This is a genomic window from Bradyrhizobium sp. CIR48, assembly GCF_014198315.1.
Lineage (GTDB): Bacteria > Pseudomonadota > Alphaproteobacteria > Rhizobiales > Xanthobacteraceae > Bradyrhizobium.
Window position 1 is genome coordinate 75159 of record NZ_JACIHG010000006.1, and the last position, 26138, is coordinate 101296.

The following is a 26138-nucleotide window of genomic DNA, read 5'->3' on the forward strand; positions in this document are numbered from 1 at the left end:
GATGATCTCGCTCGCTGACTTGAACCGAGCGAGGTCCGATATGGCGAAGATGCGAGCTATCGATGCTGCCGTGCGAATTCTGGAAAAGGAAGGCATCTCCACCGCCTTCGGAGTTCCCGGGGCCGCGATCAATCCGCTTTACTCGGCGCTGAAGAAGCGCGGCTCGATCCACCACATTCTGGCGCGGCATGTCGAGGGTGCCTCGCACATGGCCGAGGGCTATACGCGCGCCAAGGCCGGCAATATCGGCGTCTGCATCGGCACCTCGGGGCCGGCCGGCACCGACATGATCACCGGCCTCTATTCCGCGATTGCCGATTCCATTCCGATCCTCTGCATCACCGGGCAGGCGCCGCGGGCGCGGCTCTACAAGGAGGATTTCCAGGCTGTCGACATCGAGTCGATCGCAAAGCCCGTGACGAAATGGGCCGTTACCGTGCGCGAGCCGGCGCTGGTGCCGCGCGTGTTCAGCCAGGCGTTTCATGTCATGCGCTCGGGCCGGCCCGGGCCGGTGCTGATCGACATGCCGCTCGACGTGCAGCTGGCCGAGATCGAGTTCGACGATGAGACCTATGAGCCGCTGCCGGTCTACAAGCCCACCGCGACGCGCAAACAGGTCGAGAAGGCGCTGGAGATGCTCAACGTCGCCGAGCGGCCGCTGATCGTCGCCGGCGGCGGCATCATCAATGCCGATGCGTCGGACCTATTGGTGGAATTCGCCGAGATCGCCAACGTGCCTGTGGTGCCGACGCTGATGGGGTGGGGCGCGATCCCTGACGATCATGTGCTGATGGCCGGCATGGTCGGTCTTCAGACCAGCCACCGCTACGGTAACGCCACCATGCTTGAATCCGACTTCGTGCTCGGCATCGGCAACCGCTGGGCCAACCGCCACACCGGCTCGGTCGAGACCTACACCAAGGGCCGCACCTTCGTGCATGTCGACATCGAGCCGACCCAGATCGGGCGCGTGTTCAATCCGGATCTCGGCATCGTCTCGGACGCCAAGGCCGCGCTCGAGCTGTTCGTCACCGTCGCCAGGGAGTGGCGCCGGTCGGGCAAGCTGCGCGAGCGCCAGGCGTGGCCCGCGGCCTGCCGCGATCGCAAGAAGACGATGCTGCGCAAGAGCCACTTCGACAACGTCCCGATCAAGCCGCAGCGCGTCTATGAGGAGATGACCAAGGCCTTTGGTCGCGACACCTGCTACGTCACCGTGATCGGCCTGTCGCAGATCGCCGGCGCCCAGTTCCTCGGCGTCTACAAGCCGCGCAACTGGATCAATGCCGGGCAGGCGGGGCCGCTCGGCTGGACACTGCCCGCCGCGCTCGGCGTGCGTGCGGCGTGCCCGGATCGCGATATCGTCGCGCTCTCCGGCGACTACGACTTCCAGTTCCTGATCGAGGAGCTCGCCGTCGGGGCGCAGTTCAATCTGCCCTACATCCACGTCGTCGTGAACAATTCTTATCTCGGCTTGATCCGCCAGGCCCAGCGCGGCTTCGAGATGGACTATCACGTCCAGCTCTCTTTCGAGAACATCAACGCGCCCGAGATCGGCGTCTACGGCGTCGACCACGTCGCGGTCGCCGAAGGCCTCGGCTGCAAGGCGATCCGCGTCACCGATCCAAAGGACGCGCAGGCCGCGTTCGCGACCGCGCGTGAATTGATGGCCAAGCACCGCGTGCCCGTGGTGGTCGAGTTCATCCTCGAACGCGTCACCAACATCGCGATGGGAACGGAGATCGACAACATCGTCGAGTTCGAGGAGGTGCTGGACCTGCCGCTCGACGAGGTCGGCGCCACGCGCGTGCTGCAGCCGGCGGAATAGGGGAGAGCATCATGCCGAAATTCGCCGCCAACCTCACCATGCTCTTCAACGAGATGCCGTTCCTCGACCGCTTCGCAGCGGCGAAGGCGGCGGGCTTTTCCGGGGTCGAGTATCTCTTCCCCTATGATTTCGACAAGGCGCAGCTGCGCGAGCAGCTGGAAGCCCATGGTCTGACGCAGGTGCTGCACAATCTGCCGGCGGGAAACTGGGCGGGGGGCGAGCGTGGCATTGCAATCCTGCCCGATCGCACAGCTGAATTCCGCGACGGCGTGTTTCGCGCCATCGACTATGCCAAGGCGCTCGATTGCGAGCAGCTCAACTGCCTCGTGGGTATCGCGCCTGCCGATACCGATCCACGCGAGCTGAACGAGACGCTGGTGGGCAATCTGCGCTTTGCGGCCTCGACGCTGGCACGTGAGAACATCAAGCTGCTGGTCGAGCCGATCAACACGCTCGACATTCCCGGCTTCTTCCTCAACGGCACCGAGCAGGCGATACAGCTGATCTCCGAGGTGCGGTCGAACAATCTGTTCGTCCAGTACGACATCTATCACATGCAGATCATGGAGGGCGATCTCGCCCGCACCATGCAGGAATATCTGCCTGAGATCGCGCACATCCAGCTCGCCGACAATCCGGGCCGCCACGAGCCCGGCACCGGCGAGATCAACTATCCCTTCCTGTTCCGCCATCTCGACGCGATCGGCTATCGCGGCTGGATCGGCTGCGAATACAAGCCGCGCACCACGACGCTGGAAGGGCTGTCCTGGCACGCTGCGCAGACCTTTGAGACCTGAGAACGCACCCACAGCGACGGTGCGCTCCCTCTCTCGCTTGCGGGGGAGGGCTGGGGTGGGGGTATCTCCGCGAAAAGATTCGATCGAGATGCGCTGAAAGCCCCCAAGCGGATAGAGCCCCCACCCGGCGCTACGCGCCGACCTCCCCCGCAAGCGGGAGAGGTGCACCGAGCTTGTGGATCGACTTGGCCTAAATCTGGAGGAATGAGACATGACCAACATCGGCTTCATCGGACTTGGCACCATGGGACGGCCGATGGCCGGCCATCTCCTTAGCGCTGGCCATCGTGTTCTCCTGCACGATGTTGCGCCGGTTGCGGCTGAGCTGATTTCCGCGGGCGGCATCGCCTGCAAGTCGGCCAAGGAAGTCGCGGAGGGCGCGGATGCCGTCATCATCATGGTGCCGGATACGCCGCATGTGGAAGCGGTGCTGTTCGGCAAGGATGGTGTTGCGAGCGGTATCTCGAAAGGCAAGATCGTCGTCGACATGAGCTCGATCTCGCCGCTGGCGACGAAGGAGTTCGCCAAGAAGATCGAGGCGCTCGGGGCGGATTATCTCGACGCGCCGGTGTCGGGCGGGGAGGTCGGCGCCAAGGCGGCGAGTCTCACCATCATGGTTGGCGGGCCGGAGCGGGCCTTTGGCACCATGAAGCCGGTGTTCGACAAGATGGGCAAGAACGTCACTCACGTCGGCGCCAATGGCGACGGGCAGACGACGAAGGTTGCCAACCAGATCATCGTCGCGCTGACGATCGAGGCGGTGAGCGAGGCGCTGTTATTTGCATCCAAAGCCGGGGCCGATCCGGCGCTGGTGCGCAAGGCGCTGATGGGCGGCTTTGCCTCCTCGCGCATCCTCGAAGTGCACGGCGAGCGCATGGTGAAGCGCAATTTCGATCCTGGTTTCCGCATCGAGCTGCACCAGAAGGATCTCAATCTCGCGCTCGAGGGCGCGCGCACGCTCGGCCTGTCGCTGCCGAGCACGGCGGTGGCGCAGCAATTGTTCTCGGCCTGCACCGCGCATGGCGGCAAGGGCTGGGATCATTCCGCGATGGTGCGGGCATTGGAACTGATGGCAGGCCACGAGATCGCGGCGGCCTGAACTGTTACGCGGTAACACTCTCCAGTTTTGAAGCCTCTTCGCCACGGGGGAACCGGAACAATGCTCCGGCCCCGCGGTTGAAGGCGCAGGACAATCACTGGAGACAAAACAACATGAAAACCCGTCTTGCGATTACGTTGGCTGCAGCGTCGCTGCTGGCGTCGAGCGCAGCCTTTGCTCAGTCGACGACCGAACAAGGCGCCAGGGACGGCGCGCGTGCTGGTGGCGACATCGGCGGACCGATCGGCGCGATGGTTGGCGGCACCGTTGGTGCGGCCGTCGGAGCCGGCCTCGAGATTCCGAATGCGGTGCTGGGCGGAATCCCGCGGAGTGACTCCGTCGTGGTCGAGGAGCGCGTCGTGGTGGGCGAGCCGTTGCCGCCGACCGTGGTGCTCCGCCCCGTGCCGAACTACACCGAGTATCGCTATGCGGTCGTGAACGATCGCCGCGTGATCGTCGAACCGCGCACGCGTCGCGTCGTCAAGATCATCGACTGATCCAGGCCGACCACAGGCGTGGAGAGAAAAGGGCCCTGGGGAGTTCTACTCCGCGGGGCCTTCGCTTGCTGCAGAGGGGCTTGCGAGAAAGCGTGTCACAACCCAATCGGTGATCGCCGCGAGCGCAAAGCCAAGGCAGGCCGTCAGCGCGTCGACCAGAAAGTCCTCCAGCCGGGCGTGGCGTCCGGGTGCCCAAAATTGCATCAGTTCGAGCACGCCAATCAGCACGACTGCGGCCCCCGCACCCAGCAGGCGCCGCCGCGGATAGGCGAGGCCGAAGGCCAGCCCCACCAGGATGAATGCGAGAGCGTGTTCGCCGTCCTGGCCGAGGTCGGAATGGGGCCGCAGGCCAGGGGGACCGAGGGTGGCGAAAGTAACGGCGGCCGCGAGCAGCCAGGCAAAGGAACGGATCAAAATGGACATCCGGTTCGCTTAGCACAGATTGGCAGCGGGCCGGTACAGTCCCTCCATCAGATCGCTGTGTAGTTAATGACAAAAAGTTAAAGCGGCTCGCGCACGCCGAGCCCGTGCATGAAGCGCTCCCGGATTTGTACGGGATCGCGCCTTGTGGTGCCGACGCCCGGCTTGTCGTCGATGCGGACCGCGATCAGGCTCGGCTCGGCGGCGGACATCGCCGTATCGACCAGGCGCTCGAAATCCTCCTCGTCCGCAGCCCAGGCGCTATTCGCAAGGCCAGAGCCTGCGGCGATGGCAACGATATCCGCGACGCTGGCCGCGGGTGTCGGCTGTGCGCCGGTAATCTGATAGATGCCGTTGTCCATCACGATCATGATGAGGTTTTTCGGCTTCAACGTCGCGATCGTCGAGAGTGCGCCGAGCTGCATCAACAGCGAGCCATCGCCTTCGAGCGCGAAGACGCGGCGGTCGGGCTGCGCCAGCGCCACGCCGAGCGCGATCGGGAAGGCGAGCCCCATGCTGCCCAGCATGTAGAAATTCTGCGGGCGATGCCCGGCGGCCCAGAGGTCGAAATTGGTGTTGCCGATGCCGCCGATCACCGCTTCCTCGTGCTTGAGCTTTGCGATCAGGCGCGAGGTCACATCGAACCGGTTCATCACCTTGGTATTGCCAGTGTTCATGGTGGCGCTCACTTGTCGAAAACCTTGCCGCCGGTGAGCAGCGGGTTGAGGATCAGGGCCACCGGCGCCTGTGTCGTGACGGCCTGCTTGATCGAACGGTCGGCGATGAATTCGAGCTCGTCGAGCCGGGTGATGGTGTGGTGCTCCAGCGCCAGCGAATCCAGCACCGGACGCATGGTGCGGCAGACCAGGGACTGGCCGTAGTTGAACTCGCCGAGCGTGCCGCGCTCGGACACGAACATGATCAGCGGGATCTGGTAGGGCACCGCGAGCGAGGCGAGCACATTGGCGAGGGTGGCGAAGCCGGAGGTCTGCATCAGCACCGCGCCGCGCCGCCCACCCATCCAGGCGCCCGAGACGATGCCGACGGCTTCCTCCTCGCGGGCAGTGGCGAAGGTGGTGAAGAAAGGATCGGCGTGCAGGTTCTTGATCAGGGGCGTCAGCACCCGGTCGGGCACGTAAGGAATGAGGCTGATCTCGTTGCGCTTCAGGGTTTGCAGGACGATGCCGTGCCAGCTCTGGTCACCGGACGCCTGTCCCTGCGTCTGCTGTTCCGCAATCGCCATTGCGTTCTCCCTTGGCGTATTTTCTTGGGCCGCGCATGCTTCTTGGTTCTGGCCGTCGCGGCGATCGGTCGAACTTGACGGAGCAGGCGGGATTGTCAACATGTCCGGGCCGCACCGTGATCTGCGCTGGACGGCCTGCCGCGGTCGGCGCCGCCATGTCATAAGCGGCGACAACGAGAAAACGGGAGGGGGCACGGACGGGCGCGCATCGCGCTGACCTTGCGGATCTCCCTGGAGAGCCGGAAGGGTCCTGATGTCCGTCAACAGCAAGCGCGTCTTCTACTCCAATTATTTGGCCAATCCGATCTATGTCGACATCCTGAAGGCGCGGCCCGACGTCCGGCTCGACCGCATCGAGAACGGGAGTCCCGAAGATGTCTACGCACCGATCCTGAATGCGGCGCACGTTTACCAGATCGGAGCCGCCCGGGACGAGCTCGCCCCGCATTTCCATGTCGATGCCACCTTCCTGAGGCGGACGCCGAACCTGCTGCTGGTCTCCAGCAATGGCGCGGGCTTCGACCCTGTCGACGTCGAGGCCTGCACGGATGCGGGCGTGCTGGTCGTCAACCAGTCCGGCGGCAATGCCCATTCGGTTGCCGAGCACGCGCTGGCGATGATGCTGACCTTGTCCAAGCGCATCATCCAGTCCGACCGCCGTCTGCGCCGCGAGCGCGACGTCAACCGCAACGATCTGGTCGGCAACGAGGTCGAGCACAAGACCGTCGGGATCATCGGCCTCGGCAATGTCGGCCGCCGCATCGCCGCGCTGTGCAAGGGCCTGCTCGGCATGAAGGTGCTGGCCTACGACCCATATTTGTCGGCCGAGGTGATGGCCGAGCGAGGCGGAGAGAAGGTCGAGCTGGACGAGCTGTTGCGCCGCGCCGATTTCGTTTCGATCTCCTGTCCGCTCGACAAGGGCAGCCGCAACATGATCAGCACGCGCGAGTTCGGGCTGATGCAGCCGCATGCGTATTTCATCACCACGGCGCGCGGCTTCATCCATGACGAGGATGCGCTGCTCCAGGCCCTGCGCGACAAGCGCATCGCCGGTGCCGGCCTCGACGTCTGGTCCAAGGAGCCGCCACCGCCGGAGCATCCGCTGCTCCAGTTCGACAACGTGCTGGCGAGCCCGCACACCGCGGGAGTGACCATCGAAGCGCGGCAGAACATGGGGCGGATCGCGGCCGAGCAGGTGCTGGACACGCTCGACGGCAAGCGCCCGCCGCGCATCATCAATCCCGAGGTCTGGCCGCGTTATGCGGAGCGCTTCAAGCAGGCTTTTGGCGTGACGCCGGGGTAGGGCGCGAAGGCTCAGCGCGCTCCGATCATTGGTTACCACGACGGAAAGGCAAAGCGCCGCATCTTATCGAGCGGGTAAGTGAACGCGTATCACTTGTCCTGTAGTTGAAAGTCCATGAGCATATTTTCGATTGCGACATCCGGACTTTCCGCGGCGAGTTTGCGCGCGAACGTGGCCGCGAGCAACATCGCGAATGTTCAAACGACCGGCCCGCTGCCGGGGTCGGGCGGGTCGAGCCCGTCGGCCGTTACAGGCAGTCCGGGCATTGCTCCGACGTTTCCTGCGGCTTACGTGCCATTGCGCGTCGATCAGGTCGACCAATCGAGCGGCTCGACGCCGGGCGGCACGATCGCGAAGGTGTCGACGGTATCGCCGAGCTATACCGCGCAATCCGACCCAAGCGCTCCCTTCGCAAACCAGGATGGGCTGGTCGCAGCGCCGAATGTCGATATCGCCAGCGAATTCGTTCAACTGGCGGCCGCCAAGTACAGCTTCATTGCCAATGCGAAAGTCATTCAGGCTTACGCGGAAACGACAGAGTCGCTTCTCGACATCACCACATGAGGGCGGACTGCCGCCCGGATGGGCGGCGGGAACCTTGCCGGTCCTTGATCCGCGTCAAAATCTCCTTCCCCGGTCCGGCTTAAATGGGATTAGAGTGCGGCCGGGGCAGCAGGGAGGTCCCATGTCAACCTATGTCGTCAAGTTCATGAAAGATGTGCTCGGCGAGTACGGCCGGCAGAGCGAGATTTGCCAGGGTACGCTGGAAATCGACGCCTCCGACGAGAACGAGGCCAGGGAGCGGGCGAAGGCCAGGTTCTGCAAGGACCAGGCCCTGCATCACTGGTCGCTGCATGCCGACCGCATCCATGTGAGAGCGGCCGACTTTCCGTCCTGAGGTCTACCGGCCCGGCGCCACGAAGGGTGGGGGCGCCGTGGTCCCCGCGCCGAGCGATCGCTGCACCATGACGGTGTCGGACCAGCGGCCGTGGCGATAGGCCACACCGCAAAGCAGGCCGGCGCGCGCGAAGCCGAACTTCTCGTGCAGCGCCAGCGAGGGCGCGTTGTCGGCGTCGATATAGCCGATCATCTGGCGGAAGCCGGCCGCCGCACAAGCATCGATCAACTCGTGCAGCAGCAGCCGTCCGACCCCGCGGCCGAGCTGCTCGTGGTGGACGTAGATCGAATGCTTGGCCGTGTAGCGATAGGCCGGGCGCTTGCGGAACAACACTGCGTAGGCATAGCCGACCACCTCGCCGCGAAACGTCGCGACCAGATGCGGCAGGCGGGTCTGCTTGAGGTTCTTGCGCCGGTCGCGCAGATCATCCGGCTCGGGCGCACCGGTTCCTTCGATGTCGCGCGCCACGCCGTTGCGGACGTGATGGCGGTAGATCGCCAGCATCGCCTCGACATCGCTGTCGCGTGACGGTCTGACCAGGACGGGTTCGTCACTCGCGCGCGCAGCTGTTTCGTTCATTCGCACCTACTCGGCAACGACGTAAGTATAGAGCCCGATGCGCCCCTGGGCATCGATCTCCTTGTAGACGCCCTGGATCTCGACGTCGAAGCCCGGAAACGTGTTGAAACAGGTTTCGAACATCTTGAGATAATCGACCATGGGCTTGGCCCGTTCCGTCAGCCGCTCGCCGGGCACGATGGTGGCGATGCCCGGCGGATAGACCACGAAGGGCGTGGTCGCGATGCGGCCCGCGATGGCCTCGATCGGCAAATAGTCGACATCGTTCTTGAACAGATAGCGCGCGGCATCGCGGGGCGACATCGCGATCTCAGGCATGTGCTCGGGCATGAACTGCCGGGCCTGAAGCGCGCTGACGTCGGCGGCGCGGAAGAAACGGTGCATCTCGCCGCAGAGATCGCGTAAGCGCACGCCGGCATAGCGCGCCTGCCGACGCTGATAGAACTCCGGAATGACGTCGGCCAGCAGTGCATTGTCATCGTGGAGCTTCTTGAAGGCGACAAGGCCGGAGATCAGCGTGCCGGCCTTGCTCGCCTCGACGCCTGGGGTCAGCAGGAAGAGCAGGGAGTTGAGGTCGTTCTTCTCGGGGACGATGCGGTTCTCGCGCAAATATTGCGCCACGACGGGGGCGGGGATGCCGTGCTCGGCATAGGCGCCTGAGCGGTCGAAGCCGGGGGTGAGCAGCGTCAGCTTGTTCGGATCTGTCATGGCAAACCCCTCGGCCATGCCGGGGAAGCCGTGCCAGTTGGTATCGGGCGAGAGCTGCCACAGCGCGGCGTTGGTGGCGAGCTCATCGGTGGAGAGGGTTTCCCAGGCGACGTTGTGGACGGCGCCCGGGCGGCCGACATCGGGAATCGCGACGCGGTCGGGAACGAAGGGCTCGAAGAACCAGCGCCGATCGGCGTTCTGCTCCTTCTCTTCGAACTCCCTGCGCATCGCGCGGATCTTCTTGCGCAGCTCGATGCCGAGGCGAATCGTGTCGTCCCACAGCACTTCGCCCGAGCGGCCCTTCATCATCTGCGCACCGACGTCGAGCGAGGCGAACAGCGGGTAGAACGGCGAGGTCGAGGCGTGCTGCATGAAGCTTTCGTTGAAGCGGCGATGCTCGACGCGGCGCTTCTGGCCGCGGATGTGGCGGTCCTTGATGTGGATCTGGGAGGCCTGCGAGAAGCTGGCCAGCTGCTTGTGGGTCGATTGCGTCGCGATGATGCCCGGTGCTTCCGGCGGAAGGTTCGCCAGCCCCATGGCGAAACGGCCGGCATAGAGCGGGTGGAATTTCATGAAGCCGGCCCAGGCTTCGTCGAACAGGATGTACTCGCACAGATGGCCGATGCGCTTCAGGATCATCTCGGCGCTGTGGATCGTCCCATCATAGGTGCACTGTTCGACGACGGCGACGCGGAACGGCCGCTCCTTGCGCCAGGCCTCCTTGTCCGTGACCAGCGGGTGATTGCGGATCGCCTCGCGCAAGGTCTTCTCGTCCAGCACGTCCCAGCGCATTGGGCCGATCAGGCCCCAGGCGTTGCGGATGGTCGGCACGTAAACCGGGACGCCGCCGTTGATCATCAGGGCGCCGTGATGGGCGGCCTTGTGGTTGTTGCGGTCGAACAGCACGAGGTCGCCGTCGGTGACGAGGGCGCCGAGCGCGACTTTGTTCGAGGTCGAGGTGCCGTTGAGCACGAAATAGGTCTTCTCCGCGCCAAAAATCTGGGCGGCTTCCTTTTGCGCCTTCAGCGCCGGCCCCTCATGGGTGAGGAGGTCGCCGAGATCGAGCACGGAATTGTCGAGGTCGTCGCGGAACACGGATTCGCCGAGATGCTCGACGAAGACCCGGCCGATCGGGCTGCGGTTGTAGAACACGCCGCCATTGTGCCCCGGGCAGGTCCAGAGCTGGTTGCCTTCCTCGGCATAGTCGACCAGGGCGCCAAAGAACGGCGTCTTCAGGGTCTCGGCATATTGCTTGAGCCGGCTGATCAGATTCTTGGCGATGAAGGTCGGCGTCTCCTCGGACAGGAAGACATAGCCGTCGATGAAATCGAGCACCTCGACCGGCAGGTCCTCGAAGCGCTTGCGCCGGATCAGGAGGATGATCGGGAAATCGAGGCCGCGGCGGCGCATCAAATTGATCAGCGCCGAGGTCTTGCCCTCCAGGCCCTTCTTGCCCCAGTCCACCACCATGCAGCCGATCGCGGCGTCGGTCTGCACCGCCATCTCGGCATCCTCGAGCTTGCGCGCCCGGACCACCTCGAAGCCGGAGCGCTGGATCTCCTCGATGATCTGGTTGAAGCGGACGCCTTCGAGATCGTCGGCGTCGAACATTGGTGCGGCGAACAGGAAGTTGAAGCGCTTGAAATAATCCATGGTCTGTCCCGAATGTGCAGGAGATACAGCTCTCTGCACATTCGATGACAGTTGGATGACAAGAGGCGGGATGGCCCCGGCTAGCGCTTCACTTCGCCGAATACCACCGTCGGCACCGCGCGGTTGACGATTTCGCGCAGGGCAAAGCTCGATTGCACGCGCGCGACGCGCGGCAGGCGGGACAGCTCGGTGCGGTGGATACGCTCGAAATCCTGGATGTCGCGGGCAAGCACGATCAGGATGTAGTCGTCGGTTCCCGACATCAGGAAGCAGCGCACGACGGAAGGGCATTTCACCACCTCCGCCTCGAACGCCTTCAACGCGTCGTCGCTCTGGCTTTCCAGCGCGATGCGCACCAACACGGTGATGGTGAGGCCGAACTGGGCGAGATCGAGTGCGGCCTGGTAGGCCTGGATGTAGCCCTCGTCCTCCAGAGCCTTCTGCCGCCGGGCCAGCGCCGTGCTGGAGAGCCCGACCTTGTTGGCAAGCTCGGTGTGGCTGGCACGCGCATTGGTCGTGAGTTCCGCGAGGATCGCGAGGTCTTTCCGGTCGAGGGCCAATGTTTCGTTTCCAGCGTGAAAGGGCAGCTTGGCGCCGGAAACCGGCGCGCGCCTGCCGAAACTAGCGGATATTTGCACGAAACCAAACCGGTCCCGTCGCTACGATGAGGAACAGAATCAAGGCGTCGGCAAAGGAGCCCGGAAGATGCGCGTCGGTGTGCCCAAGGAGATCAAGGTGCAGGAATATCGCGTCGGGCTCACCCCGGGCGCCGTCCGTGAATATGTCGCGGCCGGGCACCAGGTCACGGTCGAGACCGGTGCCGGCGGCGGCATCGGCGCATCCGACGAGGTGTATCGGCGGGCAGGGGCCACCATTGCCGAGAGCGCCCGCGACATCTTTGCCAAGTCCGACATGATCGTGAAGGTAAAGGAGCCGCAGAAGAGCGAATGGGCCCAGCTCCGGGACGGCCAGATCCTGTTCACTTATCTTCATCTTGCGCCGGATCCGGAGCAGGCCAAGGGCCTGCTTGCCTCCGGATGCACCGCGATCGCCTATGAAACCGTCACGGACGCGAACGGTCAACTCCCGCTGCTCGCCCCGATGAGCGAAGTCGCCGGCCGACTCGCCATCGAGGCCGCCGGCGCCGCGCTCAAGCGCTCGGCCGGCGGCCGCGGCCTGTTGCTGGGCGGCGTGCCCGGCGTGCAGCCGGCGCGCGTCGTCGTGCTCGGCGGCGGCGTGGTCGGAACGCAGGCGGCGCGCATGGCCGCAGGCCTCGGTGCCGAAGTCACCGTGATCGACCGCTCGATCCCGCGCTTGCGCCAACTGGACGATCTTTTTGCCGGACGCGTGCGTACCCGCTTCTCGACCATCGAATCGGTCGAGGACGAGGTGTTCACCGCCGACGTCGTGATCGGTGCGGTGCTGGTGCCGGGCGCCAGCGCCCCCAAGCTGGTCACGCGCGCGATGCTGAAGTCGATGCGGCCGGGTGCGGTGCTGGTCGATGTCGCGATCGACCAGGGCGGCTGCTTCGAGACTTCGCACGCGACCACGCATACCGACCCGACCTATGAGGTGGACGGCGTCGTGCACTATTGCGTTGCCAATATGCCGGGCGCGGTGCCGGTGACGTCGAGCCAGGCGCTGAACAATGCGACACTGCCGTTCGGCCTGATGCTCGCGAACAAGGGCTTTGCCGCGGTGCTGGAAAACCCGCATTTGCGAAATGGGCTGAACGTCCATCGCGGGCGCATCACCAACAAGGCGGTGGCGGAGAGCCTCGGGCTGGAGTTTGCTCCGGTGGAGAGTGGGCTGGCGGCTTAGCGGCGCGGCGTACGCGGATGTCTCACCCTTTCCCACAAGGGAGAGGGTGCACCGGTTCTGCCGAGCGGTCAACGTTCACGCCTTCGTCAGCCTGTACTGCCGCAGATCGGGATCATGGGTCATGCGCCAATAGTCCACGAACCGCCACGGCATCGCCGAAAACACCCGACCACTCGAATTGCGATAGTAGGTGCTCATGCCCGGGTGCGTCCAGATCATCGCTTCGTGCTCGACATCGACCTTACGGACGTAGTCGTCGAGCACGTCCTGGCGGACGTCGATGGCAGCGACGTCGTGCTCGATCATTTCGGCGAGGCAGGCGGCGATGTAGCGGCTCTGGCATTCCGACTGGAAGATGACGCTGCCGCCATGCGCCGGGCCGGAGTTGGGGCCGAGCATGCAGAAGAAGTTGGGGAAATCGGGCACGGTGAGGCCGAGGAACGCGGTCGGATTGTCGTTGCTCCAGGCCTCGCGCAAATCCTTGCCTTTGCGGCCGCTGATGTTGAGGCGCGCCGCCATTTCCGTCACCTTGAAGCCGGTTGCGACCACGATGACGTCGGCAGGGCGGTGATTGCCATCGGCGGTTACGATGCCGCGCTGGTCGAAATGGTCGATTGCGTCGGTGACGAGCTCCACGTTCGGCCGCGTCAACGTCTTGAACCAGTTGTTGTCGAGCAGGATGCGCTTGCCGTAGGGCGGATAGGTCGGCACGCATTTCTCGATCAGGTCCGGCCGGCCCTGTAATTCCGACAGGATGAAGTCGGTCAGCTCCTGGCGGTGCCGGTCGTTGCCCTTGTTGACGGCACGCTCGGGATGCGGCCAGGTCGGGTCCTTGCGCAGGAAAGGCAAGAGGCCGTCGCCATAGCGCCAGAACATGTTGAAGCGGTACCATTGCACGTAGAAAGGCAGATGCGCCAACAGCCAGCGCGCACCCTCGCTGATCGGATCGGCATAGCCCTTCACCGGCCGCGCCCATTGCGCGCTGCGCTGATAGACGGTGACCGAGGCGACGCGGCCGGCGATCGACGGCACCAGCTGCATCGACGTCGCGCCGGTGCCGATCACGGCGACATGCTTGCCGTCGATGTTGATGTCATCGGACCACAGCGCCGAATGCAGGATCGTTCCCGTGAACTTGTCCTCGCCCTCGAAGTGTGCGCGGGAGGGATCGTTGAGCTGGCCGATGGCCGAGACCATCGCGGTGGATTCGAAGGTCTCTTCGCCGCTCTCGGTCTTGAGCGTCGAGATCCAGCGCCTTTTGCCTTCGTCCCAGCGCGACGAGGTCAGCTCGGTTTTGATGCGCAGGTGCTCGCGGATGCCGTATTCGTCGGCGACCTTCTGAAGATAGCCGAGCAGTTCCTCGCGCTGGCAAAAGTAGCGGGTCCATGCATTCCCGGAGCCGAAGGAATAGGAATAGGAATGGTTCGGCGTATCGACGCCGCAGCCGGGATAGCGGTTGATCCACCAGGTGCCGCCAAGCTCGGCGTTCTTCTCGACGATGGTGTGGGGAATGCCGAGATGACCGAGCGCCACGCCGAGCGCGATGGCGCAAACGCCGGCACCGACGATCAGCACGTGCCGCTCCGCGAGCTTGTCGTCGGAAGGACGCTGGGTCCAGCGCGCCTCGCGCGGCACAAAGCCCATCTCCTCGCGCATCAGCTGGGCGTATTCCGGCGCGACATTCTCGCCGAGGCAGCCGCGCATCATCTTCAGCAGCAGCTCGTCGCCGGGGTCGGTGATGACGGGCTTCGGCGTGCCATTGGCGAAGAGCTTCACCACCGCGGCGCGGATCTCGTCCTGGATTTCCTTGGGCACGCCGGCCTCGGGATCGGGAATGAGGCGGATGTCGCGCTTGGGCAAGTACGGCGCCGCGAGCCATTTCTCGTCGCCGGTCATATGCACCAGCACCATCAGGAGGCAGCGGATGTCGCCTTCTGCGATGGTCGAGGCAAGGTCGAGCGGCCTGTGCGGAGATTCGATGTTCATGGCGTGTCCTGGTCTCCGGAGCCGGTGAAGAGGCCGCGCGTCATCAGCTTGCGATAGGCGGAGATGACGTGCTCAGGCACGGCGGTGACGCCGCCGGCCGAGTAGGAGTAGCGGCGGCTGAGATAGCCGCGCGCACCCATCAGCATGTGGACGATCGCCTCGAACTCCTCGTCGCTGAAATCCGCGATGGCGCCGGCAAGGCGCGCACGGCGGAGGATGCGGACATAGGCGACCGAGATGTTGTCGAGATGTTTCTGGTAACCGATGGGTGCGAAGAATTCGGCCTCGTTGAGGATGCGCAAAAATTCCGGCACCTCGCGGATGAAGTCGAAGAAGGCGGCGAAGCGCTCGATCTCCTGCCGCGCCGCATCCGCCGTGCCGGTGCGTACGCGGATGAACTCGACCATGTCGAGGCCGATCTTGGGCAGCAGCTGGTCGAGCAGCTCCTGGCGGTTCTCGAAATGATTGTAGAAGGTGCCTTGCGCGACGCCGGCCTGTTCGGTGATGCGGGCGACGGAGGCTTCGGCATAGCCATGCTTGCCGACGACCTTGGTGGCGGCCTCGAAGATCTTCTGCTTGGTCCAGGCGTTGCGCTCGACGCGGTTGAGCTTTGTGACTTTCGCGGTGGCTGGGCCTTGCGTCATGCCACGGTCTCCAGTTCGGCGCGCAGCACGCGCTTGAGAATTTTTCCAGATGGATTGCGCGGGAGGCTGTCGCGGATGATCAGCTCTTTCGGCACCTTGAAGCTCGCGAGCCGCGCGCGGCAATGCTCGGTGAGGGCAGGGAGCTCGAGCCTGGCGCCCTCGGTCAGCACGACGATCGCGACCGGCCGTTCACCCCAGCGTGCGTCGCGCAGGCCGATCACCGCGACCTCGCGCACCCCAGGCAATTCATAGATGACGCGCTCGACCTCGGAGGAGGCGATGTTCTCGCCGCCGGAGATGATCATGTCCTTCTTGCGGTCGGTCAGATACAGGAAGCCATCCTCATCGAGATAACCGACGTCGCCGCTGCGGAACCAGTCGCCGAAGAAGGCGGACGCCGTCTTGTCCGGATCCTTCCAGTAGCCGCGCGTGATTTTCGGACCGCGCAGGCAGATCTCCCCGTTGACGTTCGCCGGCACGGCCCTGCCGTCCTCGTCGCGGATCTCGATCTCGACATGGGCAATGGCGCGCCCCGTCGAGCCGATTTTCTCGATCTCGCGGCCGGCCTCCATGAAGGTGTCGCCGCCGACGGTTTCGGTGAGGCCATAGGCATCGATATAGCGCGCGTTGCGGAAATATTCGGCGAAGGCGCGGATGCGCAGCTCCGGCGTTTTCTCGCCGCCGCCGATGGCCCATTGCAGGCTGGAGACGTCGTAGCGCTCGCGCGTCGGGCAGGTGAGCATCGCGCTGGTCATCACAGGTGCGAACCAGGCGGCGTTGAGCTTGTCCTCGGCGATCGCTGCAAGCGCCGTCTCCGGCTCGAAATTGCGTTCGATGCGAATGAAACCACCGTGCCAGAGCACGGCGAGGCCGGGAAGGTCGAGCGCACCGACGTGATAGAGTGGGCCGACGACGAGCAGCCGGGTCTCGGCGCTGAGGCCGAGCGCGATCGTCTGGTCGGCGGACTTCCAGTAGAAATTATCGTAAGACAGCATCACGCCCTTGGGGCGGTCGGTCGTGCCCGAGGTATACATCAGCCGCATCAGGTCCGATGGTGCGCGGACATGCATCGGCGCGGGCGGCGCATCGCCAGCAAGACGCGTAAGGCTCTGCTGCGCGGCCTCGTCGAGCACGACAACCTCTGTGCCCGCGGCATTCGCAGCCAATTCCTCGTCGACGATCAGAAGCCGCGCGCCGGCATTGCCAGTGATGTAGCCGACCTCGTCGCGGGAGAGGCGGAAGTTGATCGGCAAGAACACCGCGCCGAGATGGCTGGCGGCGAAGACGAGTTCCAGGAACGCCGCACTGTTCTTCATCAGCACGGCCACGACATCGCCGGCGCCGATGCCCCGCGCAGCGAGCCAGCCCGCCACCGTCCGGACACGCGCATCGAACGCCGCGTAGGAAATCTCCTCGCCGCGATATTTCAGCGCGGGCCGGTCGGGCGTGCGCCGGGCATGAAAGGCGATGAAGCTCGAAAGATTGATCATTTTGCGGACTTTGGGCCTGTTACCGGCCTCGCTTCCTCCCTGGATGAATTCTGACTCGTAATTCATCTTCGGCTTGACGTCACCCCCCACCCTCTGAAATCCTCCGGAATACGGAGACGACACGATCTCCGACAGGGATTTGAAACGCCGACCCGACAGAGGGAGGGAAAAATGACGAGGACCCGCACGCCGGGCATCAGCCGCCGTTCAACGCTGGCGCTGATGGGTGCCGGTGCGATGAGTGTTGCCGCGCCTTGGGTGGCGCGTGCGCAAGCCAAGACCATCAAGATCGGTATGCCGACGATCCTGTCGGGCCGCGTGGCCCAGCTCGGCACGTCCTCGCGCAATGCGGTGATGCTCGAGGTCGAAAAGGTCAACGTCGCCGGCGGCCTGGCCGGCCGGCAGATCGAGATGGTGATCCGCGATTCCAAGGGCCAGCCGCAGGAAGCCGCCCGCGTCGCGCGCGAGCTCGTGAATACCGATGGCTGTGAGCTGCTGATCGACGCCGAAGCCTCGTCTGGCGCCTTCGCGGTGCATGAGGTTGCACGCGATCTCGGCGTGTTCTGCATCCACACCAATTCGGAAACTTCGTCGCTGACTGCGGACCCGAAGCAGCACATTCCCAATGCCTTCCGCACTGCGCGACAGGGCGTGCACGATTCCATCATCGGCGGCAGCTATGCCGCGGCGATCGCCAAGACCAAGGGTCTGAAGAAATGGGCGACCTGCTCGCCCGATTATGCTTATGGCCGCGACACAACGGCGGAGTTCACGCTGTACCTGAAGCGCTTCGCGCCCGAAGTCGAGATCATCAGCGAGTCCTGGCCCAAGCTGTTCCAGCCCGACTACACCGAGGTGGTGACGAAGATCCTTCAGGCCAAACCCCAGGCGCTTTATTCCTGCCTGTGGGGCGGCGATCTCACCTCCTATATCGATCAGGCCAACATCTACGCGATGTTCGGCCAGATGGAGGTGTTCGCGGTCAACATGGCCGACTACACCGCGCTCACTGTCGTGAAGAACCTGCCCAAGGGCATCCACTCCGGCAACCGCTACATCAAGACCTTCCCGACCACGCCGGAGAATGCCGCCTGGGGCGACGCCTACAAGGCGAAGTACAACGAATATCCGACCAACTGGTCGTGGGAGAACGCCACCGCCATCATGCTGATGGCGGAAGCCGCGAAGAAGGCGAACTCCGCCGACGGCAAGAAGATCGCGGAGGCGTTGAAGGGCCTCACCATCAAGTGCCCGTTCGGTGCCGACGGCACCGTGACGATGCGCGGCGACGATCACACGCTGGTCGGCTACGCCATCGGCTGGGGCACCACGATCCCGCAGGAGCCGTATGTGCCGGAGGTCAAGGCCGGCGACTGGAAGACGATCTTCGAGCTCGAGGCCGAGTGGAAGAAGAGCAAGGGCTACACCTGATCTGATGTGCGGCGGAGACGGGTGACCGTCTTCGCCGTTTCGTTTGAGTTTTCGCGCCGTGTCAGGCGCCCGATAATGAAAGTGCTCTCGTGGATCTCGACGCGCTTGCCGGCTGCCTCTCCAGTTCCGCCTGCCTGGTGACGCAAACCACCAGCGGCCTCATCATCGGCATGCTGCTGTTCCTGGTCGCGGTTGGGCTGACGCTGATCTTCGGCGTGCTCAAGGTGGTCAATTTCAGCCACGGCGCCTTCTACATGTTTGGCGCCTATTTCGCGATGACCGCCTATCAGCTCACGGGGAGCTTCGCGCTGGCGATGCTGGCGGGCGCGGCCGGCACGGCCATTCTCGGCCTGATCTTCGAGCGGGTCTTCATGAGCCGCGTCTATGGCGCGGACGTCTTGATGCAGCTCCTCGTCTGCTACGCCTTCGTGCTGATTTTCGACGATGTCGTGCGCCTGATCTGGGGGCCGGAATTCAAGTCGATGGGCATGCCGTCCGCGTTCCAGGTGATGCCGCTGTTCATCGCCGGCGGCGTGGTGCCACCTTATTACCTGCTGCTGATCGGTGTCGCGCTGGTCGCAGCGATCGTGCTCGGCATCGGGCTGTCGCGCAGCCGGATCGGCAAGGTGATCCGCGCCGCCGCGCAGAATCCCGGCATGGTGTCCGCGCTCGGCATCAACACCGGCTTGATCTATGGCGGCGTGTTCGCGCTCGGCGGCATGCTGGCGGGGCTCGCGGGTGCGCTCGCCGCACCGGTGCGCTCGCTGACGCCCGGCATGGGATTCTCGGTGCTGATCGAATCCTTCATCGTCACCGTGATCGGCGGCATGGGCTCGATCCTGGGCGCCCTGATCGGCGCGCTGCTGCTCGGCCTGATCCGCTCGTTCGGCTCGCTCGGCTTTCCCCTGTTCACCGAAGGCCTGATGTATCTGTTCATGGTGATCGTGCTGGTCTCGAAACCCACCGGCCTGTTCGGCAAGGAGGCGGCATGACCGAGCTGGAGGCCGGACGTGCGCAAGGGCTGGCACCCGTGCGCGGTGGCTCGGTGCTGCAACGTTATCGCGACGTCCTGATCGCGCTGGTCGCCTTTGCCGTGCTGGCGAGCGTGCCGCTGTTGACGGGCAGCAAGGCGCTGCTCGATTTCGTCATCCGCTGCTCCGCCTACGGGCTGTTCGCGACCTCGCTCAACCTGCTGGTCGGCTACACCGGCCTGACCTCATTCGGCCATGGCATGTTCTTCGGCCTTGGCGCCTACAGTTTCGGCCTGATCATGCAGAAGCTTGGGGTGCCCATTCCGGTCGCCTTCGTGGCGACGCTGGCGATCACGGCGCTCGTTGCGGCTGTCATCGGCGCCATCTGCGTGCGGCTGAAGGAGATCTATTTCGCCTTCGTCACGCTCGCCTTCCAGATGCTGATCCACTCGACCATCCTGTCCTGGGCTTCCTTCACCGGCGGCGACCAGGGCCTGCGCGGCGGCATTCCGCGACCGGTCTTTCTCGGCATTGATCTCGCCAACCACGTCCATCTCTATGTCACGAGCTGCGCGCTGTTGATCCTCGGCCTGCTCGCGATGCGCCAGATCGCGCAATCGCCGTTCGGCTACACGTTGCGCATGATCCGCGACAATGCCGCGCGCGCGAGCTTCCTCGGCATCGACGTCTGGCGCGCCAAGCTCACCGTGTTCGTGCTGGCAGCGCTGTTCGCGGCAATGGGCGGCATGGTGATGGCGCTGTTCGTCTCCGGCGCCTATCCGGAATTCGCCTATTGGACCATCTCGGGTGAGGGCATCTTCATCAATATGCTCGGCGGTGTCTCAACCTTCCTCGGGCCGATGGTCGGCACCGTGCTCTTGCTGCTGCTCAACGACACCGTGACGCGGTTCACCGAGTACCATGGCATCGTGCTTGGCGTCGTCATCCTGTTCTTCGCGCTGGGCCTGCGCAAAGGCTTGTTGGATTTCGTCGCGGAATGGTTTTCGCAGCGGCGCGACGCAGGCGAGGGCCGCTAGCGATGCTGGAGATCCGCAACCTCGCAAAGTCCTTTGGCGGCGTGAAGGCAACCAACGACGTCTCGCTCGATTTCCCCGACGGCTCGCTCACCGCGGTGATCGGTCCGAACGGCGCCGGCAAGAGCACGTTCTTCAATTTGATCACCGGCGCGTTGAAGCCTGACACCGGCCAGGTGCTGCTCGACGGCGTCGATCTCGCCGGCCGCTCGCCGCCGGAGATCGTCCGGCACGGCATCGGCCGCGCCTTCCAGGTTGCGAGCATCTTCAAGTCGCTGACGGTGCAGGAAACAATGCTCGCTGCGGTCAGTGCCGACCAGCGCAGCTCGGCGGTGCTGCACAAGCGCTTTCCGTTGGCGGAGACACGCGACCGCGCCGAGCACGTGATGGAGCTGTTCGGCCTTGCGGGTAAACGCCATCGCACGGCCGCGACACTGTCGCATGGCGATCAAAAACTCCTCGATATTGCCCTTGCGCTGGTGCTCGAACCAAAAGTGCTGCTGCTGGACGAGCCGACCGCCGGGATGGGGCCGGAAGAGCGCTGGCGCATGATCGACAAGGTGCGCGAGCTCTGGGAGACCCAGAAGATCACCGTCGTCTTCATCGAGCACGACATGGACATCGTGTTCAAGATCGCGCCCAAAATCGTCGTGCTCTGCTATGGCCGCATTCTTGCGACCGGCACGCCCGACGAGATCCGCAACAACAGCGCCGTGATCGAGGCCTATCTTGGCACCGAGCATGCGGGAGCGACCGCATGAGCGCCCCCGTCATCGAAGTCGCCGATCTCGACGTCTATTACGGCACCAGCCAGATCCTGTTCGGCGTCGGCCTCTCGGTGCGGCAGGGCGAGACCATGGCACTGCTGGGCCGCAACGGCGCCGGCAAGTCCACGACCATGAAAGCGATCATGGGGCTTGTGCCGCCGCGGCGAGGCAGGGTGAGCCTGCGCGGCGCGGTGATCTCGGGCCAGAAGCCGCATACGATCGCGCGCGCGGGTCTCGGCTTCGTGCCGGAGGATCGCCAGATCTTTCCGGAGCACACCGTCGAGGACAATCTCGTGATCGGAAAGAAGAGGGGGGCGGAGGGGCAGGACGAATGGCCGATCAAGCGCATCTATGAGGTCTTCCCGCTGCTGGAGCCGCTGCGCCATCGCATTGCCGGCCGTCTTTCGGGCGGCGAGCAGCAGATGCTGGCCATCGCGCGCACGCTGATGGGCAATCCGGCGCTGTTGCTGCTGGACGAGCCGAGCGAGGGGCTCGCGCCGATCATCGTGCAGCGGATCGGCGAGCTGTTGCGGCAGCTTCGAAGCATCGGATCGACCGTGCTGATCGCCGAGCAGAACATGCATTTCTGCCTGGGGCTAGCGAGCCACGCCACGATCATCGACAAGGGCCAGATCGTCTACGCCGCCGGAATCGACGAGCTGAAAGCCAATGAGGCGATCCGCCGGCGTTATCTGGCCCTTTGAGCCGGGCGGGCGGTGCCCGAATAGGCCCGAAGAAGAAAACGGTTGTCCGGGGTCATTCCGGCGGAAGGAGTTTCCCCGCGGGGGACCAAAAAAGCCAATCGCTTCCATTGCTGTTTGGGGTCGAAAAGACGACATTTCAGCCACGAATTGATGGATTGGCCTGCTATGGAACGCACTGGATTTGAGCCCTTCGGCGAGCAATTGGTGTCCGCAACGGATGCCCAGCCGAAGTCGCGCGCGTCAAAGCTCCTGTTGCGGGTCGGCACTGGCCTGTTCTGGTCGCTCGTGGCTGGAATCGTGCTCGCGCGTGCAGCGTTCTTCGAACCCGGCGTCTACGACGGGTTCAGCCGTGTGGCCTCGCTCGCCAAGAGCCTGATCTTCTGAGGCCGTTATTCCGGGTTGAGGACAGAACTTCCCTCGGCCCTGATATGTCGAAAACTTATTCCCCATTGAGCTGGCGCTGCGTATAAATCTTTCTCCCCTGGGAGAGATTTGTGTCGCAGAATCAAGCATCCAGCCCGGCCGATGCCAAGCCGGCCACCGCCGCAAGCCGTATTTTCGCGCTGATTCCAGGCGTCCTCCTCTGTATCGCCGTCGCCGGTGTCTCGGCCCTGCTAGAAAGGGCTGAGCTCGGGGTGTTCGAGCATCCCTATGTCGAGGCGCTGGTGATGGCGATCCTGCTCGGGATGGCCCTGCGCAGCTTCTGGAAACCCGCGCCGCGCTGGCAGGCCGGCATCGCCTTCAGCGCGAAACAGCTGCTCGAAGTCGCGGTCATGCTGCTGGGCGCCTCGATCAGCTTCGCCGCCATCGCGGCTTCCGGCGTCGCGCTGCTGGCGTCGATCGCAGCCGTCGTGGTGATTGCACTCTGCGTGTCCTTTGGCATTAGCCGGATGCTGGGCCTGTCGACGCGGCTGTCGATCCTGATCGCCTGCGGCAACTCGATCTGCGGCAATTCGGCGATCGCCGCCGTGGCGCCGATTATCGGCGCCAACAATGACGAGATCGCATCCTCGATCTCCTTCACCGCGATCCTTGGCGTGATGATGGTGCTCGGCCTGCCGCTGCTGATTCCGCTGTTGCAATTGTCTGCCACGCAATACGGCATCCTCGCCGGCCTCACGGTCTATGCGGTGCCGCAGGTGCTGGCCGCGACGGTCCCGGCCGGGCTCGTCTCGACGCAGATCGGCACGCTCGTGAAGCTGATGCGTGTGCTGATGCTCGGGCCGGTCGTCGTCGGCCTGTCGCTGGTTGCCTCGCGCTGGCGGAGCGATGCCAAGAAGACCAGCGTCGGCTTCTTCCGCCTCGTGCCCTGGTTCATCCTCGGCTTTCTGGCGCTGGCGACCTTGCGCTCCCTCGAGATCGTGCCGGGGACGGTGGTTGGGCCGGTGACCAAGATCACGAGTTTTCTCACTGTGGTGTCGATGGCGGCGCTCGGACTTGGCGTCGACGTGCGCGTGCTCGCCAATGTCGGCGGGCGGGTGACGGCCGCGGTGACGCTGTCGCTGATGCTGCTGCTCGGCATCAGCATCGCACTGGTGCATTGGTTCAAGTGAGGGGCGCGCTCTCTGGACTTCCCCCGCCAGACGTTTATTGCTCTTCGCCAATATGATCGGCTGCGGCTGATCCGAGAAACAGTGAGGGCGCGGCCATGACGACATTGACGGTGAAGGACCTTCTCCCCGAGGACGGAACACGCGGCACACTCGCCGGCCGCGTCTGGCTGCCGCAGGCGAACGGTCCGGCCGTGGTCGCCGTCCGTGGCGATGGCGTGTTCGACGTCACCGCAAGATTTCCGACCATCAGCGCGCTCTGCGAAGAGGACAACCCAGCCAAGGCGCTGAGCCTGACCAAGGGCGAGCGCATCGGCGATCTCGACGCAATCGTGGCCAACACGGCGCCAGACCAGCGCGATCGCCAACAGCCGTGGCTGCTTGCGCCCGTGGACCTGCAGACGCTGAAGGCGGCCGGCGTGACTTTTGCCATCTCGATGCTGGAGCGCGTGATTGAGGAGCGGGCGAAGGGCAATCCGGCCTCTGCTGAAGCGATCCGCAAGGAAGTGACGCGGCTGATCGGCGACGATTTGTCAAAGCTCAAGCCGGGCTCCGACCAGGCGATGCATCTGAAGCAGGTGCTGATCGATCAGAACGCCTGGAGCCAATATCTCGAGGTTGGCATCGGTCCCGATGCCGAAGTCTTCACCAAGGCGCCGACCATGTCCTCGGTCGGCACCGGCATGGATGCCGGCCTGCATCCGAAATCGACCTGGAACAACCCGGAGCCGGAGTTCGTGCTGTTCGTGTCGAGCCGCGGCAAGATCGTCGGCGGCGCACTCGGCAACGACGTGAATCTGCGCGACTTCGAAGGACGCTCCGCGCTGCTGCTGTCGAAGGCCAAGGACAACAACGCCTCCTGCGCGATCGGACCGCTGCTGCGCCTGTTCGACGACAGCTTTACGCTCGACGACGCGCGCAAGCTCGACATCAGCCTGAACGTGAAGGGGGCGGACGGCTTCGTTCTCGACGGCCATTCCTCGATCAGCAAGATCAGCCGTGATCCGACCGATCTGGTCGAGCAGACCATCGGCAAGGTGCATCAATACCCTGATGGCTTCGTGCTGTTCCTCGGCACGATGTTCGCGCCGGTCAAGGATCGCGATGCGCCGGGGCAGGGGTTCACCCACAAGCGCGACGACATCGTCACGATCGCAGCGCCGCAACTCGGCAAGCTCGTCAACCGGATGCGCACCAGCGACGAGTGCGAGCCCTGGACCTTCGGCATCGGTGCGCTGATGAAGAACCTGGCGCAGCGGAAGCTGATTTAGCGCATCACGTCTCGCAGCTGACCTCCCAAGCGAACGTCTATGAGGCCGTCATGCCCGGGCTTGTCCCGGGCATCAACGTTCTTCGTCATGCGAGATGAGGCGTCGATGGCCGGGACAAGCCCGGCCATGACGGTGTCTGCGGCTGGACCCAACCACAAACTTCCTTCATCTTCCCGTTGCACCTGTGGAACAAGATCGCGCTTGGCGTGTCTTAGAACCGCTTGCCGCCGCTCGGCGCAATTTCCTCCAAATAGTCAAATAATATGACTAGTCGGAACCCATCTTCCGTGAAATAGTCCGTCCCGCCGCCTCAAAGGCCGGCCTGCGGGTGCCATGCTACCAATCGGCGCCCCGGATAACATCTTGGGAGACTCGCCTGATGATCCTCAAAGCCCTCTTTGCGGCCAGCGCCACGGCCGCCTTGTTGCTCGCGCTGCCCGCGAATGCCGCCGAGCTCACCATCGGCTTCTCGCAGATCGGATCGGAATCCGGCTGGCGCGCCGCCGAGACGTCGGTCTCCAAGCAGGAGGCCGCCAAGCGCAAAGTCAATCTCAAGATCGCCGACGCGCAGCAGAAGCAAGAGAACCAGATCAAGGCGATCCGCTCCTTCATCGCGCAGAACGTCGATGCGATCTTTCTTGCGCCCGTGGTCTCGACCGGCTGGGACTCGGTGCTGAAGGAGGCCAAGGAAGCCAAGATCCCGGTCGTGCTGCTCGACCGCGACATCGATCCCTCCGGCAAGGAGCTCTATCTCACCGCCGTAACCTCGGACAGCGTGCATGAGGGCGAGGTCGCCGGCGATTGGCTGGCCAAGACGGTCGGCGCCAAGGCCTGCAACATCGTCGAGCTGCAGGGCACGGTCGGCGCCAGCGTCGCCACCAACCGCAAGAAAGGCTTCGACACCGCCATCGCCAAGCACGCGAACCTGAAGGTGGTGCGCAGCCAGACCGGCGACTTCACCCGCGCCAAGGGCAAGGAGGTGATGGAAAGCTTCATCAAGGCCGAAGGCGGCGGCAAGAACATCTGCGCAGTCTACGCCCACAACGACGACATGATGGTGGGCGCGATTCAGGCGATGAAGGAAGCCGGCCTCAAGCCCGGCAAGGACGTCCTCACCGTTTCGATCGACGCGGTCCCCGATATCTTCAAGGCGATGGTTGCCGGCGAAGCGAACGCCACGGTGGAGCTGACGCCGAACATGGCGGGCCCGGCACTGGATGCCGTCGCGGCCTTCAAGGGCAAGGGCACCGTTCCGCCGAAGTGGATCCAGACCGAGTCCAAGCTCTATACTGCCGCCGACGATCCGCAGAAGATCTACGACAGCAAGAAGGGCCTCGGTTACTGAGGCGGGCTCCGCGCCGGACCGCTTCCAGTGGTTCGGCCCCCCCCTTCGAAACCGCTGCACGAACGGCTAGGCTGGGTGTCCGCTTCAATGGCGGGCACCCGT

General features: G+C 64.3%; 26 protein-coding genes. 17 read left to right on the forward strand and 9 right to left on the reverse strand.

The annotated features are described in order from the left end of the window. The first annotated feature begins 40 nt into the window (after positions 1-40). From gcl to GGD66_RS19545, 4 genes are all read left to right on the forward strand, one after another. Positions 41-1825, forward strand: coding sequence for a glyoxylate carboligase (gene gcl / locus GGD66_RS19530; protein ID WP_183258701.1), 1785 nt, complete (start codon positions 41-43; stop codon positions 1823-1825). A gap of 11 nt (positions 1826-1836) precedes the next feature. Beyond that, complete coding sequence (gene hyi / locus GGD66_RS19535; protein ID WP_183230976.1) at positions 1837-2622, forward strand: hydroxypyruvate isomerase; 786 nt, start codon at positions 1837-1839, stop codon at positions 2620-2622. Between the two features lie 211 nt (positions 2623-2833). After that, positions 2834-3721: a 2-hydroxy-3-oxopropionate reductase gene (locus GGD66_RS19540; RefSeq protein WP_018315875.1), complete on the forward strand. Its 888-nt coding sequence runs from the start codon at positions 2834-2836 to the stop codon at positions 3719-3721. Positions 3722-3834: 113 nt separating this feature from the next. Next, positions 3835-4218: a DUF1236 domain-containing protein gene (locus tag GGD66_RS19545; protein WP_018315876.1), complete on the forward strand. Its 384-nt coding sequence runs from the start codon at positions 3835-3837 to the stop codon at positions 4216-4218. Positions 4219-4263: 45 nt separating this feature from the next. On the opposite strand, the gene GGD66_RS19550 is transcribed toward GGD66_RS19545, so the two are convergent. The 3 genes from GGD66_RS19550 to GGD66_RS19560 form a co-directional block, all read right to left on the reverse strand. Next, entirely contained in the window at positions 4264-4641 is a 378-nt protein-coding gene (locus GGD66_RS19550; protein ID WP_092256390.1) for a VanZ family protein, read from the reverse strand. Between the two features lie 77 nt (positions 4642-4718). Beyond that, positions 4719-5315 (reverse strand): thiamine pyrophosphate-dependent enzyme, encoded by a 597-nt coding sequence (locus GGD66_RS19555; protein ID WP_026201568.1) that lies wholly within the window; start codon positions 5313-5315, stop codon positions 4719-4721. An 8-nt stretch (positions 5316-5323) separates the two neighbouring features. Further along, a complete protein-coding gene (locus GGD66_RS19560; protein WP_018315879.1) occupies positions 5324-5881 on the reverse strand; it encodes a thiamine pyrophosphate-binding protein in 558 nt (185 codons plus the stop codon). 253 nt (positions 5882-6134) lie between these two features. Here GGD66_RS19560 and GGD66_RS19565 point away from each other — a divergent pair, with 253 nt between their 5' ends. From GGD66_RS19565 to GGD66_RS19575, 3 genes are all read left to right on the forward strand, one after another. Further along, complete coding sequence (locus GGD66_RS19565) at positions 6135-7184, forward strand: hydroxyacid dehydrogenase (protein WP_038947133.1); 1050 nt, start codon at positions 6135-6137, stop codon at positions 7182-7184. A gap of 114 nt (positions 7185-7298) precedes the next feature. Beyond that, a complete protein-coding gene (locus GGD66_RS19570) occupies positions 7299-7748 on the forward strand; it encodes a flagellar basal body rod protein FlgC (RefSeq protein ID WP_183258702.1) in 450 nt (149 codons plus the stop codon). Positions 7749-7869: 121 nt separating this feature from the next. Then, the gene (locus tag GGD66_RS19575) at positions 7870-8082 is read left to right on the forward strand and encodes a hypothetical protein (protein ID WP_092256375.1); all 213 of its coding nucleotides are present in this window, start codon (positions 7870-7872) and stop codon (positions 8080-8082) included. A 3-nt stretch (positions 8083-8085) separates the two neighbouring features. Here the strand turns inward: GGD66_RS19575 and GGD66_RS19580 are convergent, their stop codons facing one another. The 3 genes from GGD66_RS19580 to GGD66_RS19590 form a co-directional block, all read right to left on the reverse strand. After that, complete coding sequence (locus GGD66_RS19580; protein ID WP_183258703.1) at positions 8086-8661, reverse strand: GNAT family N-acetyltransferase; 576 nt, start codon at positions 8659-8661, stop codon at positions 8086-8088. A 6-nt stretch (positions 8662-8667) separates the two neighbouring features. Next, entirely contained in the window at positions 8668-11022 is a 2355-nt protein-coding gene (locus tag GGD66_RS19585) for an Orn/Lys/Arg decarboxylase N-terminal domain-containing protein (RefSeq protein WP_092256364.1), read from the reverse strand. Positions 11023-11102: 80 nt separating this feature from the next. After that, positions 11103-11582 carry an Lrp/AsnC family transcriptional regulator gene (locus tag GGD66_RS19590; RefSeq protein WP_026201569.1) on the reverse strand — a complete coding sequence of 160 codons (480 nt, stop codon included), beginning with the start codon at positions 11580-11582 and terminating at the stop codon, positions 11103-11105. A gap of 145 nt (positions 11583-11727) precedes the next feature. Between GGD66_RS19590 and ald the strand changes: the two genes are divergently transcribed. Further along, a complete protein-coding gene (gene ald / locus GGD66_RS19595) occupies positions 11728-12843 on the forward strand; it encodes an alanine dehydrogenase (RefSeq protein WP_183258704.1) in 1116 nt (371 codons plus the stop codon). A gap of 75 nt (positions 12844-12918) precedes the next feature. Here ald and GGD66_RS19600 read toward each other — a convergent pair whose 3' ends face one another. From GGD66_RS19600 to GGD66_RS19610, 3 genes are read right to left on the reverse strand one after another with little or no spacing between them, the layout of a single operon-like run. Beyond that, positions 12919-14829: an NAD(P)/FAD-dependent oxidoreductase gene (locus tag GGD66_RS19600; RefSeq protein WP_183258705.1), complete on the reverse strand. Its 1911-nt coding sequence runs from the start codon at positions 14827-14829 to the stop codon at positions 12919-12921. Then, complete coding sequence (locus GGD66_RS19605; RefSeq protein WP_183258706.1) at positions 14826-15473, reverse strand: TetR/AcrR family transcriptional regulator; 648 nt, start codon at positions 15471-15473, stop codon at positions 14826-14828. The genes GGD66_RS19600 and GGD66_RS19605 overlap by 4 nt, the downstream gene beginning before the upstream one ends. Beyond that, positions 15470-16963, reverse strand: a complete 1494-nt coding sequence (locus GGD66_RS19610) for an AMP-binding protein (protein ID WP_183258707.1) — start codon at positions 16961-16963, stop codon at positions 15470-15472. The genes GGD66_RS19605 and GGD66_RS19610 overlap by 4 nt, the downstream gene beginning before the upstream one ends. Before the next feature lie 171 nt (positions 16964-17134). On the opposite strand from GGD66_RS19610, the gene GGD66_RS19615 reads away from it, so the two are divergent. The 9 genes from GGD66_RS19615 to ytfQ all read left to right on the forward strand — a co-directional run bounded on the left by GGD66_RS19615 (position 17135) and on the right by ytfQ (position 26036). Continuing rightward, positions 17135-18394 carry an ABC transporter substrate-binding protein gene (locus GGD66_RS19615; RefSeq protein ID WP_179737500.1) on the forward strand — a complete coding sequence of 420 codons (1260 nt, stop codon included), beginning with the start codon at positions 17135-17137 and terminating at the stop codon, positions 18392-18394. 89 nt (positions 18395-18483) lie between these two features. After that, positions 18484-19386, forward strand: a complete 903-nt coding sequence (locus tag GGD66_RS19620) for a branched-chain amino acid ABC transporter permease (protein ID WP_091952957.1) — start codon at positions 18484-18486, stop codon at positions 19384-19386. After that, positions 19383-20402 (forward strand): branched-chain amino acid ABC transporter permease, encoded by a 1020-nt coding sequence (locus tag GGD66_RS19625; protein ID WP_183230969.1) that lies wholly within the window; start codon positions 19383-19385, stop codon positions 20400-20402. The genes GGD66_RS19620 and GGD66_RS19625 overlap by 4 nt, the downstream gene beginning before the upstream one ends. Positions 20403-20404: 2 nt before the next feature. Continuing rightward, positions 20405-21160 carry an ABC transporter ATP-binding protein gene (locus tag GGD66_RS19630; RefSeq protein ID WP_183258708.1) on the forward strand — a complete coding sequence of 252 codons (756 nt, stop codon included), beginning with the start codon at positions 20405-20407 and terminating at the stop codon, positions 21158-21160. Continuing rightward, entirely contained in the window at positions 21157-21870 is a 714-nt protein-coding gene (locus tag GGD66_RS19635) for an ABC transporter ATP-binding protein (protein WP_183258709.1), read from the forward strand. Before GGD66_RS19630 ends, GGD66_RS19635 begins: the two co-directional genes overlap by 4 nt. Positions 21871-22035: 165 nt before the next feature. Beyond that, positions 22036-22254, forward strand: coding sequence for a hypothetical protein (locus tag GGD66_RS19640; RefSeq protein ID WP_018315898.1), 219 nt, complete (start codon positions 22036-22038; stop codon positions 22252-22254). A gap of 110 nt (positions 22255-22364) precedes the next feature. Next, positions 22365-23423 carry a putative sulfate exporter family transporter gene (locus GGD66_RS19645; protein ID WP_183258710.1) on the forward strand — a complete coding sequence of 353 codons (1059 nt, stop codon included), beginning with the start codon at positions 22365-22367 and terminating at the stop codon, positions 23421-23423. A gap of 95 nt (positions 23424-23518) precedes the next feature. Further along, positions 23519-24691 carry a fumarylacetoacetate hydrolase family protein gene (locus GGD66_RS19650; RefSeq protein ID WP_183258711.1) on the forward strand — a complete coding sequence of 391 codons (1173 nt, stop codon included), beginning with the start codon at positions 23519-23521 and terminating at the stop codon, positions 24689-24691. Between the two features lie 379 nt (positions 24692-25070). Next, positions 25071-26036: a galactofuranose ABC transporter, galactofuranose-binding protein YtfQ gene (gene ytfQ, locus GGD66_RS19655; RefSeq protein ID WP_183258712.1), complete on the forward strand. Its 966-nt coding sequence runs from the start codon at positions 25071-25073 to the stop codon at positions 26034-26036. Positions 26037-26138 lie beyond the last annotated feature (102 nt).

Coding starts and splice junctions, on each gene's coding strand:
- GGD66_RS19550 (WP_092256390.1), bottom strand. CDS start 4,641: ATGTCCATTTTGATCCGTTCCTTTGCCTGGCTGCTCGCGGCCGCCGTT.
- GGD66_RS19615 (WP_179737500.1), top strand. CDS start 17,135: ATGACGAGGACCCGCACGCCGGGCATCAGCCGCCGTTCAACGCTGGCG.
- GGD66_RS19540 (WP_018315875.1), top strand. CDS start 2,834: ATGACCAACATCGGCTTCATCGGACTTGGCACCATGGGACGGCCGATG.
- ytfQ (WP_183258712.1), top strand. CDS start 25,071: ATGATCCTCAAAGCCCTCTTTGCGGCCAGCGCCACGGCCGCCTTGTTG.
- GGD66_RS19565 (WP_038947133.1), top strand. CDS start 6,135: ATGTCCGTCAACAGCAAGCGCGTCTTCTACTCCAATTATTTGGCCAAT.
- GGD66_RS19545 (WP_018315876.1), top strand. CDS start 3,835: ATGAAAACCCGTCTTGCGATTACGTTGGCTGCAGCGTCGCTGCTGGCG.
- ald (WP_183258704.1), top strand. CDS start 11,728: ATGCGCGTCGGTGTGCCCAAGGAGATCAAGGTGCAGGAATATCGCGTC.
- GGD66_RS19580 (WP_183258703.1), bottom strand. CDS start 8,661: ATGAACGAAACAGCTGCGCGCGCGAGTGACGAACCCGTCCTGGTCAGA.
- GGD66_RS19600 (WP_183258705.1), bottom strand. CDS start 14,829: ATGAACATCGAATCTCCGCACAGGCCGCTCGACCTTGCCTCGACCATC.
- GGD66_RS19610 (WP_183258707.1), bottom strand. CDS start 16,963: ATGATCAATCTTTCGAGCTTCATCGCCTTTCATGCCCGGCGCACGCCC.
- GGD66_RS19570 (WP_183258702.1), top strand. CDS start 7,299: ATGAGCATATTTTCGATTGCGACATCCGGACTTTCCGCGGCGAGTTTG.
- hyi (WP_183230976.1), top strand. CDS start 1,837: ATGCCGAAATTCGCCGCCAACCTCACCATGCTCTTCAACGAGATGCCG.
- GGD66_RS19585 (WP_092256364.1), bottom strand. CDS start 11,022: ATGGATTATTTCAAGCGCTTCAACTTCCTGTTCGCCGCACCAATGTTC.
- GGD66_RS19650 (WP_183258711.1), top strand. CDS start 23,519: ATGACGACATTGACGGTGAAGGACCTTCTCCCCGAGGACGGAACACGC.
- GGD66_RS19575 (WP_092256375.1), top strand. CDS start 7,870: ATGTCAACCTATGTCGTCAAGTTCATGAAAGATGTGCTCGGCGAGTAC.
- GGD66_RS19635 (WP_183258709.1), top strand. CDS start 21,157: ATGAGCGCCCCCGTCATCGAAGTCGCCGATCTCGACGTCTATTACGGC.
- gcl (WP_183258701.1), top strand. CDS start 41: ATGGCGAAGATGCGAGCTATCGATGCTGCCGTGCGAATTCTGGAAAAG.
- GGD66_RS19625 (WP_183230969.1), top strand. CDS start 19,383: ATGACCGAGCTGGAGGCCGGACGTGCGCAAGGGCTGGCACCCGTGCGC.
- GGD66_RS19605 (WP_183258706.1), bottom strand. CDS start 15,473: ATGACGCAAGGCCCAGCCACCGCGAAAGTCACAAAGCTCAACCGCGTC.
- GGD66_RS19640 (WP_018315898.1), top strand. CDS start 22,036: ATGGAACGCACTGGATTTGAGCCCTTCGGCGAGCAATTGGTGTCCGCA.
- GGD66_RS19560 (WP_018315879.1), bottom strand. CDS start 5,881: ATGGCGATTGCGGAACAGCAGACGCAGGGACAGGCGTCCGGTGACCAG.
- GGD66_RS19555 (WP_026201568.1), bottom strand. CDS start 5,315: ATGAACACTGGCAATACCAAGGTGATGAACCGGTTCGATGTGACCTCG.
- GGD66_RS19630 (WP_183258708.1), top strand. CDS start 20,405: ATGCTGGAGATCCGCAACCTCGCAAAGTCCTTTGGCGGCGTGAAGGCA.